We start from the raw sequence: 14,824 nt of genomic DNA, 5'->3' as shown, positions 1-14,824 counted from the left end.
GGGGACTGTCATGGATCTGGGTCTTACCGGTAAGCGGTTCGCCGTCACGGGCGGCACCCGCGGTATCGGGCGCGCTGTCGTCGAAGGTCTGCTCGCCGAGGGGGCGGCCGTCGCCTTCTGTGCCCGCACCCCGGAGGCGGTCGCGCAGGCCGAGGCGGAGTTGGCCGGCGACGGAGCGCAGGCGGTCGGCGCCGCGGTGGACGTCGGCGACTCCGCGGCGCTGGCCGATTGGGTGGCCGCCGCTGCCGGCAAGCTCGGCGGGCTCGACGGGGTGGTCGCCAACGTCAGCGCCCTGGCGATCCCGGAGTCGGCGGACAACTGGCGCACGACCTTCGACGTCGACCTGATGGGCACGGTCGGTCTGGTGGACGCTGCACTGCCGCACCTGCTGGCCTCCGGCGGCGGATCGATCGTGACGATCTCGAGTGTGTCCGGACGCGAGATCGACTTCGCCGCAGGGCCGTACGGCACCATGAAGGCGGCCATCATCCACTACACCCAAGGTCTGGCCTACAAGCTCGCGGCCCAAGGCGTGCGCGCCAACTCCGTGAGCCCGGGCAACACGTACTTCCCCGGCGGGGTGTGGTCGTCGATCGAGGAGAACGATCCCGCCCTGTTCGCCACCGCACTCGGCCTGAACCCGACGGGCCGGATGGCCACGCCGCAGGAGGTCGCCAACGCGGTGCTGTTCCTCAGCAGCCAGGCGGCGAGCTTCGTCACCGGCACCAATCTGGTGGTGGACGGAGCGTTGACGCGCGGCGTCCAATTGTGAAGGCACGCAGTCGCTCACCCCACCTCCAGCGGGACGGCCATCTCCCTGCCGCCGCCGCGGGCCGCGCCGATCCCCGCCGCCACCACGGCCGCGATGCCCAGAACACCCGCCACTCCAGGTTCCTGGTCGAGTAGCAGGAACCCGACGACCAGCGCGAAAGCCGGTTCCAGGCTCATCAGCGTGCCGAACGCGGCCGTCGTCAACCGGCGCAGTGCGAGCAGCTCCAACACGTAGGGCAGCACCGGCAGCAGCACCGCCATGCCCAACCCGATCAGCAACAGCTCCGGGGTCATCTTCCCGAACACCGCGGTGCTCACGAAGAAGCTGGACACCACCGCGGCGACCGGCATCGACACGGCGAGACCGTTGACCCCGGACACCTCGTCGCCGACGCGCTGGGTGAGCAGGATGTAGATGGCCCAGCAGACTCCGGCGGCGATCGCCAGCATCGCGCCCTTGGGATCGATGCCCCCGTCGAACGGTTGGCACAGCAACACGACGCCGATGGCGGCAAGCCCCGGCCACAACAGCCGGTGGCGCCCCTTGCCGTGGACGACGGCGACGGCGAGGGGGCCCAGGAACTCCAGCGCCGTGGCGGTGCCCAGTGCGATGCGGTCGAGCGACGCCATGAACAGCAAGGAGATCGCCGCGGTCACGCACCCCAGCACGACGCACATCCCGAAGGTGCGCCATGTGAACGCCGATGGCCGCGGGCGAACCACCACCAGCAGCAGCACACCCGCCCAGGCGAGCCGTAGCCACGCGGTGCCGTCGGACCCGATCCGGTCGATGAGGCTGACCGCGACGGCCATCCCCATCTGCACCGAGACCTGTGCGGCGATGGCCATCAGGACGCCGTTGCGGGCGTGGTCTCCGGTCACTTCTGCATTGAACAGAGGGAGTCCGGCGCTGTCTGCGCTCAGCGGTCGACCGATACGATCTTGATGCACAGGCCGGATGGGCCGTGGCGAGGTGGCGGCGCCCCGTAGCAGGTTGCTACGCTTGTAGCATCTTGCTACAGGAGGTGCGCATGGCCGATGTCGCCGACCGGGTGACCCGCGTCGCCGCGGATTTGATCGACAGCGCGGCCGCAGAAGGTGCCCGACAGAGCCGCTCGGCCAAACAGCAACTCGACCACTGGGCACGGGTCGGCCGAGCCGTGTCGAGCCACCACACCGCCGCGCGTCGGCGGGTGGAGGCCGCGCTGGCCGGGCAGACCGATCCGAGCAGCCTGAACCGGGAAGAGGGCGTTGTGTTCAACGCCGAGATCTCCGCGGCGATCGAGGAGCAACTCGCCGGCGCAGACTACGGAAGTCTGCTGGCCGCGCGCGGCGTCACCACCGTCGCACTCGACGACGCCGGACGGATCGTCCAGTACCGGCCCGACGGGACGTCGGTCGTCCTCGACGACCCGTCGTCCTGACCCGGCCCAGCGGGGATGCGCCGACTCGACCTCGTCGTCGGACCCAACGGCGCGGGCAAGTCCACCTTCGTCGCGTTCACCCTGGCTCCGCTGCTGCCGGCTAGCCCGTTCGTCAACGCCGACGAGATCGCCCGGCAACGCTGGCCCACCGATGCCGAGCACCACTCCTATGAGGCCGCGCGAATCGCCGCCGCCACGCGCACCGCGCTGATCGATGCCGGGCGCTCGTTCATCGCCGAAACCGTCTTCTCCCATCCATCCAAACTCGACCTCATCGCCGAGGCGCACGCCCGGGACTACACCGTCGTCCTGCACGTCCTGCTGATCCCCGAAGAGCTGGCGGTCGAACGTGTCAAGCACCGGGTGCTCGCGGGCGGGCACAACGTCGCCGAAGACAAGATCCGGGAACGCCACCGCCGCTTGTGGGATCACGTGGTGCGCGCCATCGGGTTCTGCGACAGCGCGACCGTCTACGACAACAGCCGCCGTAAAGGGCCGCGAATCGTCGCGCAGTTCGCCGGTGGCAGCCCGATCGGATCCCCCGGTTGGCCCGCCTGGGCTCCGCTGCCCCTGCAGAAGCAGTGGCCGGTCTGAGAAATCGAGTAGTGCGCTACTCGCGACCCGGGCGCTCCCCCGGTGTGACGCTGATCCCGTCAGCACCGAACCGGTCAAAGCGATTGGCAAGCCCCACCGGTCGGCCGCACGGACACGAGCCAGATTGAACTCCGGCTCCGCGAATCGCCCTCGGGGGTTGTGCGATTCGCGGAGCCGGTCCGTGCGTTCCTGCGCCGCCTACCCCGTACCACCCTGGTTCGACACCACGATCGGTGTCGCCGGGATGCCGTTGAAGCGTGAGGACGTGACCGTGGTGTAGGCACCCATCAGTGGGCTGACGACGACGTCGCCGACCTTCAGCGGGGGCATCGGATAGTCGCGTGCGACGACGTCGATGCTGTCGCACGTGGGTCCGGCCAGCGTGACCGGTTCCCAATCGTCGAGCCCCGTGCCACGGGTGTCATCCAGCTCGCGCATCGCCAGGATCGGCGGGTGGACGTCCTCGGTGAGGATGTTCGAGTAGCTGCCGTAAAGGCCGTCGTCGAGGTAGTGCCACACCTTGCCGCCGCGGGTGGCGGTGCCCACCACGCTCGTCAGCAGGATCATGGCGTCGGCCGCCAGGAAGCGGCCGGGTTCGGCGAGGAGGCGGAACTGCCCCCGCCTGTCCCCCAGCACCTCGTCGACCGCCCCGGCGATCTGGTCGACGCCGGGCATCGGATCGCGGTAGGACACCGGGATCCCGCCGCCGATGTCGATGGTGTGCGCACGCACTCCGAGGGCACGCTCGACGTGTCCGCACAGGTCGAGCGTCGACCGCAGTGCCACCCGATACGGCTGAACTGATGTGCCCTGGCTGCCGACATGGAAACTGAAGCCGGCGAAAGTGACCCCGCTGTCGAGGACGTGTTTGACCACGAGTTCGGCGTCGGCGAGTTCGGCACCGAACTTCGTCGACAGATCCGATTTGGCCGTCGGATTCGTGAAGGCGAGCCGGACGAGGATTTCGATGTCCGGATCCCGTCCGGAGAACTTCTGCGCCTCAACGGGATTGTCCACCACGAACGTGCGGACGCCCGAGCGGTAGGCGTGGTCGATGTCGGCCGGCTTCTTGACCGGGTGGGTGTGGATGCACCGGTTCATCGGAACGCCCAGAGCGCGTACCTGATCGACTTCGGCGCTGGTGGCGACGTCGAAACCGCCGCCGCACAACGCGATCGCGGTCAGCGCCGCGGGATGCGGCAGCGCCTTCACGGCGTAATGCAGGTGGAATCCGGGCAGCGCTCCGCTGAGCCGCCGGTAAGCCGCGGACACGGCGTTCGGGTCGAGGATCAGCAGAGGTGTCCGGTGCGCGGCCACCAGATCGGCCCAGGAATGCCTGACCGCTTGTGCGCGAAGCGCGTCACGCAGCTGTTGTCGCCGGGCGTGGTTCATGGCGTTGTCCCTTCTCGATGGAGGGCCGGCGGGCGAGCAGCGCGCCGAAGCGTTCGTAGCTGCCGATGGCCAGTGCGTAGAAGACGACGTCGCTGAACACCTTCGCGGCGACCCACCCGAGGACCAGCCCGCCGAACAGCTGCGGCCCGACGTAGAAGGCCAGCGGCCGTACGACGAGGCTGTCCACCGCTTCGGCAGGACCGAACTCGATCGCGACGCTGCGCAGCGCAAGGCCGTTGGCGACCAGAACCCGCATCGGCAGGCTCCCCCGGCGGCTGCGGTAAGACCACCGCAGCGCCGCCGTGTAGGCGGTCGCGTAGTAGCCGACAGAGGCGCCGATCGTGCCTGCGAGTGCGGCGACGACGAACGAGCCGGTCCACAGGTAGGCCAGCGCGGCACCACCGAATTCCACTGTGGTGCCGGCGACCTCACACGGAACGTACCGACGTGCCCATACGATGGCCTTGTGTCTGTCGATTCGAAGTGCGCTCATGGCAATCACTTTCGCTCCGCCGGCGCCGAAGATCACGAGTAGCGGCCTACGCGATCGGGTGCGCCGCCGCGAAGACCTCCACCGGGGACTTGCGGCCCTTCAGGTGCACGCCGCCGCGCTCGATCAGGCTGACGGGCGGCGCACTGAGCAACGCAAGGGTGTGCCCGGTGAGCAGGATGACGTCGCCGGTCTGACGGGTGGCCGACTCGACCCTGGCGGCCACGTTGACGGCGTCACCGATGACGGAGAACTCGAACCGTCCCCCACCACCGACATTGCCCGCGACCACCGGTCCCGAATTCAGCCCGATGCCCACCGACAGGGAGCCGTCGAAGCCCTCGCGCACCGCCTGGGCGATGTCGAGTGCCGCATACAGTGCCTGATCGGCGTGGTCGGGCAGGCGACGAGGGGCCCCGAACACGGCCAGCAACCCGTCCCCGATGTACTTGTCGATGTGGCCGCCCCGCGCGTACACCAGGGGGACGATCCGGGCGAACAGCCGGTTCAGCGTGGCGACGACAGCGGATGCGGGCAGCGATTCGGCGAACGACGTGAAGTCGCGGACGTCGACGAACATGATCGTCACCTCGACCTCTGTGCCTGTGCGCCCGGCCATCTCGTGCAGGATGTGTTCGGCGACGCCGGGGTCGACATAGACCCCGAACGCCTCCCGGAGGCGCTCCCGTTCGGCGAGACCGGCGGCCATCCGGTTGAAGCCCACCTGGAGGCGACCGACTTCACTGGCGTCGTCGACGACGACGCGGGTGACGAAGTCGCCGGCCTCGAGCCCGGCGAACGCGTCACGCAACGCCCGTACCCGGTCGGCCAGCGATCGCGCCGCGACGAGGATGGTGAACAACCCGAGTGTCAGAGAGATGGCGACCAGGACGAGGATCGCCGCGAACGTGCGCTGTGCGGCGAAGCCGAAACCGGCGAGGTATCCGAGCGCCAACGTCACGATGCCGAGCAGCGGCACCGCGGTCGGCAGTGTCCACGCCATGGCGAATCGCGCCTGGATCCCGGGGCCGATCGGGCGTTCGGGCGCCTCGCCGACCAACGCCCGCGCCGACAACGGGCGCATGATGTGCTCGACGATCAGGTACCACACCGCGCAGGTGCTGGCCCCGGCCAGCGAGACGGCGGCGAAGATGTACAGCGACGCCGACGGCGTCTCCGTGGCCCCCATGCCCCCGAAAACCACTGCGCCGCTGCCCCAGACGCCGGCCGCCACCCGGACCCCGTTGCGGGGCGCCTCCAGCGTGACTCGCCGCTCCCGCTCCGTGGGCGCGCGGCCCTCCCTCAACCAGCGCGTGATCAATCGGAATCGCCGCCGGCGCATGCGAACCAGGACGGGGATGGCGAGGCCGAAGAACACCGCCATGGCGGCCACAGTGCGCAGTTGCAGCCGCTGTGCCTCGTCCGGGGTGAGCAGGATGGGCGCGGCGAAGTTGAGGAACGCGAACACGGTGCCTCCCCCGACCGCATTCGCGACCGCCGCACCCCACATCCAGCGCCGCAGGACGCTGTCCGCGAGACGACTCTGGTCGAGGTCGGCGCGCGGCGACAATCGACCGCGCGCCGCCTTCTTTCGGCTGACCCGCGGCGGCGCGGCGGCCGTGGTGTCGGCCAACTGCTGCACGGGACTCATGGCCACCGATTCTGAGTCCGGCGGCTACCGGCGGTTAGCGTAGTCCGTTACCCGATTGCGGTTCCGCCAACCCAAATGTTGCGAATGGAAATGGAAATTCCGCCGTTCGGCCGACGGCCCCGCAGGGCACCACCCCGCGCGGCGAATAAATCACGGATGTCGACGTCAGCGCACGTGGCGAGCGGAAGCGAGCTGCGTTCAGCGGATAAGTTCTAATATGCAATCAATCGGGAATGCGCGATCGCCTGATCTGAGTATTGTGTGAATTTGTGGCATCGCAGCCGTGGCCCGTTGTTTCACGGGACAATGAGTTCAAATTGATCCAATCCGCGCTCATGCCGGACAGCAGCGGATGCGGAATCGTGCTGTTCGGCGACGCCGGAGTCGGGAAGACCACCTTGGCGCGGCTGGTCACCAAATCGCTGCCCGACCGGGTGCAGTGGATAGCGGCCACCGAGTCGGCGCGCAGCATTCCGCTCGGAGTGTTCGCCCACCTCGTGGGGTCGGCGACCGCCAGAGACATGATGGCGTTCCTGGCCGCGGCACGTCAGACGATCCTGTCCGAGGAGCACTCGATAATCGGCGTCGACGACGCGCACCTGCTCGACCAACTGTCGGCCACCCTGCTGCATCAACTGGCGCTCGACGGGTCGGTGCGCATCGTGGCCACCATCCGCGACGGCGAGCCCGTTCCCGACGCCATCACGTCGCTGTGGAAGGACGGCTATCTGCAGCGCCTGCACCTCAAACCGTTCACCAAGGCGCAGTGCTCCCGATTGATCGAGCAGGCACTGGGCGGACGGGTCGAGGGCCTGTCCGCCGACCTGATCTGGGAAGCCTCCGGTGGCAACGCGATGTTCGTGCGTCATCTGGTCGAGGGGGCGATCGAGGCGGGCACGCTGCGCCAGGTGCGGGGCGTGTGGCAGCTTCGCGGACGCGCCTCGGTCACTTCGGAACTCGCCTCGCTGCTCGATGTGCGGGTCGAACAGCTGCCGCCGGACATCCTGCACGCACTGCACCTGCTGACGTTCGGTGAGCCGCTCGAACTCGATGCGTTCACCGCGCTCGCCGGTGCGGACGCGGTGGAGCAGGCCGAGGTCCGCGGTCTGGTGCGCATCACCGAAGAGGGCGATCGCCTCGACGTCCAGTTCACGCATCCGCTGTTCGGCGAGGTCATCCGTCGCCGCCTCGGGGTGGCCGCGGCGCGGCGGGTGCGCGGCGAACTGGTCCGCACACTGCGGGACCGCCCCGTGGCCAACCCGGGACAGCGGATTCGGCTGGCCGAGTTGACGTTGGACAGTGACGAACCGCCCAGCCCCGACCTGTTGGTGGCGGCCGCGCGCGATGCGATCGCGCTGGGCAACATCACGCTCGGCGAGCGGCTCGCCCGGGCCGCGGTCACCCGCGGCGGCGGGTTCCCGGCCAGCGAGCTGCTGGCCCGCGCACTGCTGTGGAAAGGTGAAGCGGCCGAGTCTGATCAGATCCTCACCGCCTTCGATCCCGAGCAGCTCAACGAACTCCAGCTGACCCTGTGGGGGGCGGCGCGCATCGCGAACCTGCAGTGGTCGATGGGTGACGCCGACACCGCCGACCAGGTGCTGACCCTGCTGCGCTCGCGGGTGAATCACCCGTCGCTCACGCTGTTCCTCGATGGGCTGTGCGCTGCCTCGCTGGCGTTCAAGAACCAGTTGCCGGACGCGATCCGGTTGTCGCGCCGGGTGCTCGACGAACCCACCGCGCCGGCATCGGCGGTCGAGTGGGCCATCATCGGTGGCGCGCTCGCGCTGGCCCAGGCCGGCGAACTCGCCGAAGTCGCGGCCGTGGCCCAGCGGGGTCTGACCGTCGAGGAGAAGGTCGACGGACTGCTGCGCTACCTCAGTGCCTTCGGCGAGATCCGGGCGCTCGTCCTCGCCGGCGACTTCGACGCCGCCGAGCGCCGATCCGGTGACATCCTGCGCATCTCGTCGCCCGGCCAGTACCTGGCGTGGGGTATGGCCAACGTGCTTGCCGGCACGGTTCAGGTCGCCCGCGGCCGCTTCGGCCATGCGTTGGCCCCCATGGAGCAGACCGTCGCGGCACTCACGTCGGAGAGCGCCGCGACGTGGAGCTTCCCGGCGCGACTGCTGCTCGCGCAGTGCTACTGCGTCCTGGGCAGGGTCGACCCCGCCCGCCGCATCGTCGCCGAACTGCGCACCCGCTTGGGGCGCCACGTCGCGGTGTTCGAACCGCAGCTGCGCCTGACCGAGGGCTGGCTGGCCGCAGCCGAGGGCACCGTGAGCCTGGCCGTCGAGAAAGCCCTCGACGCCGCACGGCTCGCCGCCGACTCCGGACAGCACGGCTTCGAGATGTCGGCCCGGCACGACGCCGTCCGCTTCGGCGACCGAGACCACATTCCCCGGCTCGTCGAGCTGACCGCGACGGTCGGTGGGGCACTCGCAGACGCCTACCGCACGCATGCCGCCGCGCTCGTCGAGGGCGACGCCGACGCGGTGCGGGAGGCGGCCGAGCTGTTCGAGCGGCTCGGTGCCCTGCTGTCGGCGGCCGATGCGTACGCGGATGCGTCGGCGCTCTACCGCGCCGGCGACAACAAGCGTCGAGCGGTCGACGCGGCCGCCCAGGCCGACCGCCTGGCCGGCGCGTGCGGTGGCATCCGGACCCCCGCGTTGAAGATCGCCGCCAATCCCCTGCCGATCAGCGCGCGCGAGCGCGAGATCGCCGAGCTGATCGCGGCCGGTGCGAGCAACAAACAGATCGCCGAACGGCTGGTGTTGTCGGTGCGGACAGTGGAGGGCCACATCTACCGCGCATGCGCGAAGCTCGGCGTCGGTGATCGTGAAGCGTTGGGGTACAGCGCCACTCGCGGCTGACGCCCGTGCCGGATACTCGGCGACCGGATGCCGTGCGGTGGGCGCACTTCGCTCTCCCACTCTCAATCTATAGCGCACCCGGGGGCTTGCGGCAAGACCCCGGTCGTGCTCCAGAATCGTCGATCTCAGCGAAAAAACCCTTATCACAGGGGCTTTCGCAACCGAACGATGGGAGATCGATGATCGACGTGATCATTGCCGGCGGCGGACCGACCGGGATGATGCTGGCCGCCGAACTGCGGCTGCACGGTGTCCGGGTGGTGGTACTCGAAAAGGACGTCGAGCCGCCCCCGTACGTGCGTTCCCTCGGATTGCACGTGCGCAGCATCGAGGTGATGGACCAACGCGGTGTGCTCGAACGGTTCCTGGCCCACGGTCAGCGCCATCCGCTGGGCGGCTTCTTCGCCGGCATCGTGAAACCCGCACCCGCCCACCTGGACACCGCACACGGTTTCATCCTCGGCATCCCGCAGCCCGTCACCGACCGGCTGTTGACCGACCGCGCCGCGGAGTTGGGGACCGAGATCCGCCGGGGCCACGAGGTCGTTGCGCTCACCCAGGATGACGAGGGGGTGACCGTCCAGACCGCCGACGGCACACAGCTCCGTTCGCGCTACGTCGTCGGATGCGACGGCGGCCGCAGCACCGTGCGCAAGCTGCTCGGTGTCGAATTCCCCGGCGAGCCCAGCACGGTCGAGACGCTTCTGGGCGAGATGGAACTCACCGCGGATCCCGCGACCGTCGACGCCGTCGTCGCGGACGTGCGCACGACCCAGTTGCGCTTCGGGGCGATGCCGCTCGGCGACGGGGTGTACCGCGTCGGCGTGCCCGCCGCGGGAGTGGCCGACCGGGACAGACCGACGACGATCGAGGAGTTCCGGCGACAGCTGCGCGCCGTTGCGGGCACGGACTTCGGCGTGCACTCGCCGCGGTGGCTCTCCCGGTTCGGCGACGCCACCCGGCTGGCGGAGCGCTACCGGGTCGGTCGGGTGCTGCTGGCCGGCGATGCGGCGCACATCCACCCGCCGACCGGTGGCCAGGGCCTCAACCTCGGCCTTCAGGACGCCTTCAACCTCGGCTGGAAACTGGCCGCGCAGATCAACGGCTGGGCGCCGGCCGGGCTACTGGACAGCTACCACACCGAACGTCATCCGGTGGCCGCCGACGTGCTGACCAACACCCGCGCGCAGATGGAGCTCCTCTCGCTGGAACCAGGGCCGCAGGCCGTGCGCAGGCTCATGACCGAACTGGTCGAGTTCGACGAGGTGAACCGTCATCTCATCGAGAAGATCACCGCCATCGGCGTCCGCTACGACTTCGGCCCGGGGCACCGCCTGCTGGGCCGGCGGCTGCGCGACATCGCGCTGAGGCGCGGACGCCTGTACGAGCTGACCCGCTCCGGCCGGGGACTGCTCCTCGACCAGACCGGCCGGCTCTCGGTGGCGGGCTGGACGGACCGGGTCGACCACGTCGTCGACGTCAGCGTGGAACTGGAGGTGCCCGCGGTGCTGCTGCGGCCGGACGGTCACGTCGCGTGGGTCGGCGACGATCAGGAGGATCTGCTCACCCGGCTGCCGGTCTGGTTCGGCACAGACACCCGGTGACACGCCGCCGTCACTACGATTGGCCCCATGTCCGAGGACCTGCTGATCGGTGATGTGCCCTTCACCCACGACCCCTGGGTGGCCGGCCGCGAACGCTACGACTCGATGCCGTACCGGCGGGTGGGCACGTCCGGCCTGCTGCTGCCGGCCATCTCACTGGGGCTCTGGTACAACTTCGGCGACAACCGGCCGTTCGACGTGCAACGGGAGGTGCTGCGGTACGCGTTCGACCGCGGCATCACCCACTTCGATCTCGCCAACAACTACGGGCCGCCGTACGGTTCGGCCGAGGAGAACTTCGGCCGCATGCTCCGCCGGGACTTCAAGCCCTACCGCAACGAGCTCATCATCTCCACCAAGGCCGGCTGGGACATGTGGCCGGGGCCCTACGGTCAGCTCGGCAGCCGCGCGTACCTGCTCGCGAGCCTCGACGAATCGCTCGACCGTCTCGGCCTCGACTACGTCGACATCTTCTACTCCCACCGCATCGATCCGGTGACCCCTCTCGAGGAGACGATCGGCGCGCTCGACACCGCGGTGCGCGCGGGCAAGACCCGCTACGTCGGCATCTCGTCGTATTCGGCGGCCAAGACCGCGGAGGCCGCCGCCATCGCCCAGGGTCTGGGCACCCCCCTGGTGATCCACCAACCGTCGTACTCACTGCTGAACCGCTGGATCGAGGGCGACCTCACCACCGAACTCCGCAATGCCGGTATGGGGGCCATCGCGTTCACCGCGCTGGCCCAGGGACTGCTGACCGATCGCTATCTGCAGTCGGCGCCCGCCGAAATCGACCGTGCCACAGCGCGACCCTCGTTCGACGACGACCTGGTGACCGAGCAGGTGCGCGAGCAGTTGCGGGGATTGGCCGGCATCGCCGAGCGCCGCGGTCAGACACTGGCCCAGCTGGCCCTGGCCTGGGTGCTGCGCGATGACACCGTGGCGTCCACGCTGGTGGGCGCATCGAGCGTCGCCCAGCTCGAAGAGAACCTCGGCGCACTCGACAACCTCGACTTCAGCGCCGACGAACTCGCCGAGATCGATCGATACGCCACCGAATCGGGTATCGATCTGTGGCGGGCGAGTTCCGATGTCTAGCGGACTGCCGTGGATTCGACCCGAATAGACCGCTGGCTCTGGGCGGTTCGGCTGACGAAGACCCGACCGGACGCGGCCGCGGCGTGCCGGGGCGGACACGTCCGCGTGAACGACCGGCCGGCGAAACCGTCGACCACCGTGGCTCCCGGCGACGAGATCCGCGCGCTGGTGGGCGACCGGACGCGGATCGTCGAGGTGGTGCGGGTGATCCAGAAGCGGGTCGGCGCCGCCGATGCGGTGACCTGCTACCTGGACCGGACTCCCCCGGCTCCGAAGTCCACCGCCGTGCCGCTGGCGGTCCGCGACCGCGGTGCGGGACGGCCGACCAAACGCGACCGCCGCAGGCTCGACAGGTGGCTCGCCGGGCAGTGACCCGACGACTCAGCGCAGCAGCGCCACACCCTCGCCACGCAACTCACCGGCGACGGCCGCGGCGCGACCGGTCATCGCGAACAGCAGCGCTTCACCGGGACCCACCACCTCGGGCCCGTTCCCCGCGGTCCAGTCGACATCGGTGGCGACCAGCCGCACCCCGCGTGTCCGCCGCCGGCCGCCGACCACGGGGCTGAGGCGTGCGTAGTCCAGGCAGACCCGGACCCGGCCCGCGTCGAGATCGCGATGCAACCCCAGTGGACGTCTGATGTCCTGCTGGTGGACCAGACACTCGATGAGCGCGACCCGGCCCCCGTAGAGTGCGCCCGCACCCGCCGGCTCACTTCCCCGCCGCATCCGATCCGCCAGTTCACTCCGCCCGATTCGGGAGTGGCGGTCCACGCCGTCGGCGTTGAGTCGGTCGACGTCACCGGCGAACCGAATCATGTTGGCCGCGAGCGCGATTCGACTCTGATCCAGGTAGGCGACGGTATGGGCGGCGACATCGCGCACCGTCCAACCCGCGCACAGGCTCGGCGACGCCCACTGCTCGGGCGTCATGCGGTCCAGCAGGTCGGCGAACTCGAGGCGTTCCAGCCGCGCAAGCGTGCGAACGGTTGCCATGCCCTCAGTGTGACGCCGCGAAACTATGGTGCAGTACATGACTCTCGTCACCTATGAGCTGGATGAGCACATCGCCACCATCACCCTGAACCGGCCGGAGGCCCGCAACGCCATCAACGGCGCCCTCCGCGAGGATCTCAACGCCGCATGGAACCGGTTCCGCGACGACGAGGACGCGTGGGTGGGGATTCTCACCGCGAACGGTGACGTGTTCTGCGCAGGCGGTGACCTCAAGGACGGGCAGGGTTCGGTGGGTACGTTCGGTGGAACCTTCTGGGAGAAGCCGACCATCAACAGCTTCGAGAGCGGTATGGAGCTGTTCAAGCCCACGATCGCTGCGGTACAGGGACCGTGTGTGGGCTACGGCCTGACCGGAGTGTTGTTCTGCGACTTCGTGATCGCGAGCACCGAGGCCACGTTCTCGTTCCCCGAGGTGTCCCTCGGGGTCCCCACCATCGTGGGCGCGATCCGGCTGCCGGAACGGGTCAGGTGGGCCGATGCGATGGAACTGCTGCTCACCGGCAAGCCGATGACGGCGCAGCGGGCCAAGGACGTCGGTCTGGTGTGGAAGCTCGTCGAGCCGGAGGATCTGAAGGCCGAAGCGCTGGCGTGGGCCCGCACGCTCACCGAGGCCGCGCCGCTGGCTCAGCGCGCCACCAAAGAAGTCGCGTGGCGGACGGCAAACATGGGCTGGATCGAGTCGGTGCGGTTCGGCGAGACGATGCGCAAGGTGGTCGCGGTCACCGAGGACGTCGCCGAGGGTCTCCAGGCGTGGCGCGACCGGCGCAAACCGCAGTGGAAGGCACGCTGAGGCGGCCGCCTAGAAGGCGTACCGGATCCGGCAGTCCGGCAGCCTGGTGGCGACCAGATCGGTGAGCTGCTGCACCCAGCGGCCCTTCCACGGGCTCTTGTAGCGGACGTTCCACTGCCCATTCTGACTGCGCTTGAGCTGCTGCAGATCCGGCCGCCACAGCACGTCCTCGCCTTTGGGGTGCCAGCCGAGATTGACCTCGTGCAGGCCCTCGTTGTGGGTCAGGAAGATGATCTCCGCCGCCAGTTGACGCTTCGTGCGGTCGTTGGTGTTGTCGGCGATCTGGTCGAGCAGCTCGGTCCAATCGGCCAGCCAGTTCTCGTGCACGATGACCGGGCTCAGGTTGAGGTGCACCTCGTAACCCGCCTCGACGAAATCGTCGAGCGCGGCGATCCGGTCGGACATCTTCGAGGTGCGGACGTCGACCAGGCGCGACATCTCGGCGGGCATCAGGCTGAACCGCACGCGGGTGCCGCCGCGCGGGTCGTAGGTCAACAGATCGCGGTTGACGAGTTTGGTGGCAAAACTCGCCTTGGCGTTGGGAATCCGGCCGAACAGATCGACCAGATCACGCACGTTGTCGGAGACCACCGCGTCGGCCGAGCAGTCGCTGTTCTCGCCGATGTCATAGACCCAGTCCACCGGATCGCATTGATTCGGCTCGGGTTTGGCGCCCTGGCGCGCGGCATGCCGCTCCAGGTAGCCGGTGATCTTCTCGATGTTGGCGAACACGGTGATGGGGTTCGCGTACCCCTTGCGCCGCGGTACGTAGCAGTACGAACACGCCATCGCACAGCCGTTGGCCGTCGACGGTGCGATCCAGTCGCTCGACCGCTCGTTGCGGCGGGCGCTGAGGCTCTTCTTCTCGCCGAGGACGAGGACTTCCTGCTTGATGCGCACCCAGTCCTCGACGTTGCCCTCGTTGCCGTACAACCCCGGAATCGCCTGGTGCGACAGCACCTCGATGCGCTCGGCATCGGGGAAGCGATCCAGCACCGCACGCGCCCGTGGCAAGCGCTCGATGTCGGGCTCGTGGTAGATCCGCTTGATGTCGAGAAGCCGATCGGCCAGGTCGACCGGCGTCCGATGGGTAGATCCGGCGCCGCCCGGAAGGGACGTCATGGTT

The 14,824-nt window shown here is 69.0% G+C and carries 14 protein-coding genes; 8 read left to right on the top strand and 6 right to left on the bottom strand.

The features are described from left to right. The first annotated feature begins 10 nt into the window (after window positions 1-10). Window positions 11-772, top strand: coding sequence for an SDR family NAD(P)-dependent oxidoreductase (locus G6N30_RS08405; RefSeq protein WP_134051790.1), 762 nt, complete (start codon window positions 11-13; stop codon window positions 770-772). A gap of 14 nt (window positions 773-786) precedes the next feature. Here G6N30_RS08405 and G6N30_RS08400 read toward each other — a convergent pair whose 3' ends face one another. Continuing rightward, entirely contained in the window at window positions 787-1,653 is an 867-nt protein-coding gene (locus G6N30_RS08400; protein ID WP_179965564.1) for an EamA family transporter, read from the bottom strand. A gap of 149 nt (window positions 1,654-1,802) precedes the next feature. On the opposite strand from G6N30_RS08400, the gene G6N30_RS08395 reads away from it, so the two are divergent. Both G6N30_RS08395 and G6N30_RS08390 read left to right on the top strand, forming a co-directional pair. Further along, on the top strand, window positions 1,803-2,195 hold the full coding sequence (locus tag G6N30_RS08395) for a TA system antitoxin ParD family protein (RefSeq protein WP_134051787.1): 393 nt from the start codon (window positions 1,803-1,805) through the stop codon (window positions 2,193-2,195). Window positions 2,196-2,210: 15 nt separating this feature from the next. Further along, window positions 2,211-2,789, top strand: a complete 579-nt coding sequence (locus tag G6N30_RS08390; protein ID WP_134051785.1) for an ATPase — start codon at window positions 2,211-2,213, stop codon at window positions 2,787-2,789. Window positions 2,790-2,987: 198 nt separating this feature from the next. Here the strand turns inward: G6N30_RS08390 and G6N30_RS08385 are convergent, their stop codons facing one another. Genes G6N30_RS08385 through G6N30_RS08375 form a run of 3 tightly spaced genes read right to left on the bottom strand, consistent with a single transcriptional unit; the run spans window position 2,988 to window position 6,322 of the window. After that, complete coding sequence (locus G6N30_RS08385; protein WP_134051782.1) at window positions 2,988-4,181, bottom strand: type III PLP-dependent enzyme; 1,194 nt, start codon at window positions 4,179-4,181, stop codon at window positions 2,988-2,990. Continuing rightward, window positions 4,150-4,674, bottom strand: coding sequence for a hypothetical protein (locus tag G6N30_RS08380; RefSeq protein WP_134051780.1), 525 nt, complete (start codon window positions 4,672-4,674; stop codon window positions 4,150-4,152). Before G6N30_RS08380 ends, G6N30_RS08385 begins: the two co-directional genes overlap by 32 nt. 46 nt (window positions 4,675-4,720) lie before the next feature. Next, complete coding sequence (locus G6N30_RS08375; RefSeq protein ID WP_134051777.1) at window positions 4,721-6,322, bottom strand: adenylate/guanylate cyclase domain-containing protein; 1,602 nt, start codon at window positions 6,320-6,322, stop codon at window positions 4,721-4,723. Window positions 6,323-6,657: 335 nt separating this feature from the next. On the opposite strand from G6N30_RS08375, the gene G6N30_RS08370 reads away from it, so the two are divergent. The 4 genes from G6N30_RS08370 (at window position 6,658) to G6N30_RS08355 (ending at window position 12,263) form a co-directional block, all read left to right on the top strand. Next, window positions 6,658-9,189: a LuxR C-terminal-related transcriptional regulator gene (locus tag G6N30_RS08370; RefSeq protein WP_134051774.1), complete on the top strand. Its 2,532-nt coding sequence runs from the start codon at window positions 6,658-6,660 to the stop codon at window positions 9,187-9,189. A gap of 179 nt (window positions 9,190-9,368) precedes the next feature. Continuing rightward, window positions 9,369-10,793: a rifampin monooxygenase gene (rox, locus tag G6N30_RS08365; protein WP_134051771.1), complete on the top strand. Its 1,425-nt coding sequence runs from the start codon at window positions 9,369-9,371 to the stop codon at window positions 10,791-10,793. Between the two features lie 27 nt (window positions 10,794-10,820). Beyond that, window positions 10,821-11,891: an L-glyceraldehyde 3-phosphate reductase gene (mgrA, locus tag G6N30_RS08360; RefSeq protein WP_134051768.1), complete on the top strand. Its 1,071-nt coding sequence runs from the start codon at window positions 10,821-10,823 to the stop codon at window positions 11,889-11,891. A gap of 9 nt (window positions 11,892-11,900) precedes the next feature. Beyond that, a complete protein-coding gene (locus G6N30_RS08355; RefSeq protein ID WP_134051765.1) occupies window positions 11,901-12,263 on the top strand; it encodes an Hsp15 family ribosome-associated heat shock protein in 363 nt (120 codons plus the stop codon). Window positions 12,264-12,272: 9 nt separating this feature from the next. On the opposite strand, the gene G6N30_RS08350 is transcribed toward G6N30_RS08355, so the two are convergent. Continuing rightward, entirely contained in the window at window positions 12,273-12,887 is a 615-nt protein-coding gene (locus G6N30_RS08350) for a maleylpyruvate isomerase family mycothiol-dependent enzyme (RefSeq protein ID WP_134051762.1), read from the bottom strand. Window positions 12,888-12,924: 37 nt separating this feature from the next. Between G6N30_RS08350 and G6N30_RS08345 the strand changes: the two genes are divergently transcribed. Continuing rightward, the gene (locus tag G6N30_RS08345) at window positions 12,925-13,698 is read left to right on the top strand and encodes an enoyl-CoA hydratase/isomerase family protein (RefSeq protein ID WP_134051759.1); all 774 of its coding nucleotides are present in this window, start codon (window positions 12,925-12,927) and stop codon (window positions 13,696-13,698) included. A 9-nt stretch (window positions 13,699-13,707) separates the two neighbouring features. On the opposite strand, the gene G6N30_RS08340 is transcribed toward G6N30_RS08345, so the two are convergent. Continuing rightward, window positions 13,708-14,820 carry a spore photoproduct lyase family protein gene (locus tag G6N30_RS08340; RefSeq protein ID WP_134051756.1) on the bottom strand — a complete coding sequence of 371 codons (1,113 nt, stop codon included), beginning with the start codon at window positions 14,818-14,820 and terminating at the stop codon, window positions 13,708-13,710. Window positions 14,821-14,824: the final 4 nt, after the last annotated feature.

The organism is Mycolicibacterium litorale (assembly GCF_010731695.1).
GTDB classification, from domain to species: domain Bacteria; phylum Actinomycetota; class Actinomycetes; order Mycobacteriales; family Mycobacteriaceae; genus Mycobacterium; species Mycobacterium litorale.
Note: the sequence above shows the minus strand (reverse complement) of the source record. Positions and strands in the feature narration are given on the sequence as shown.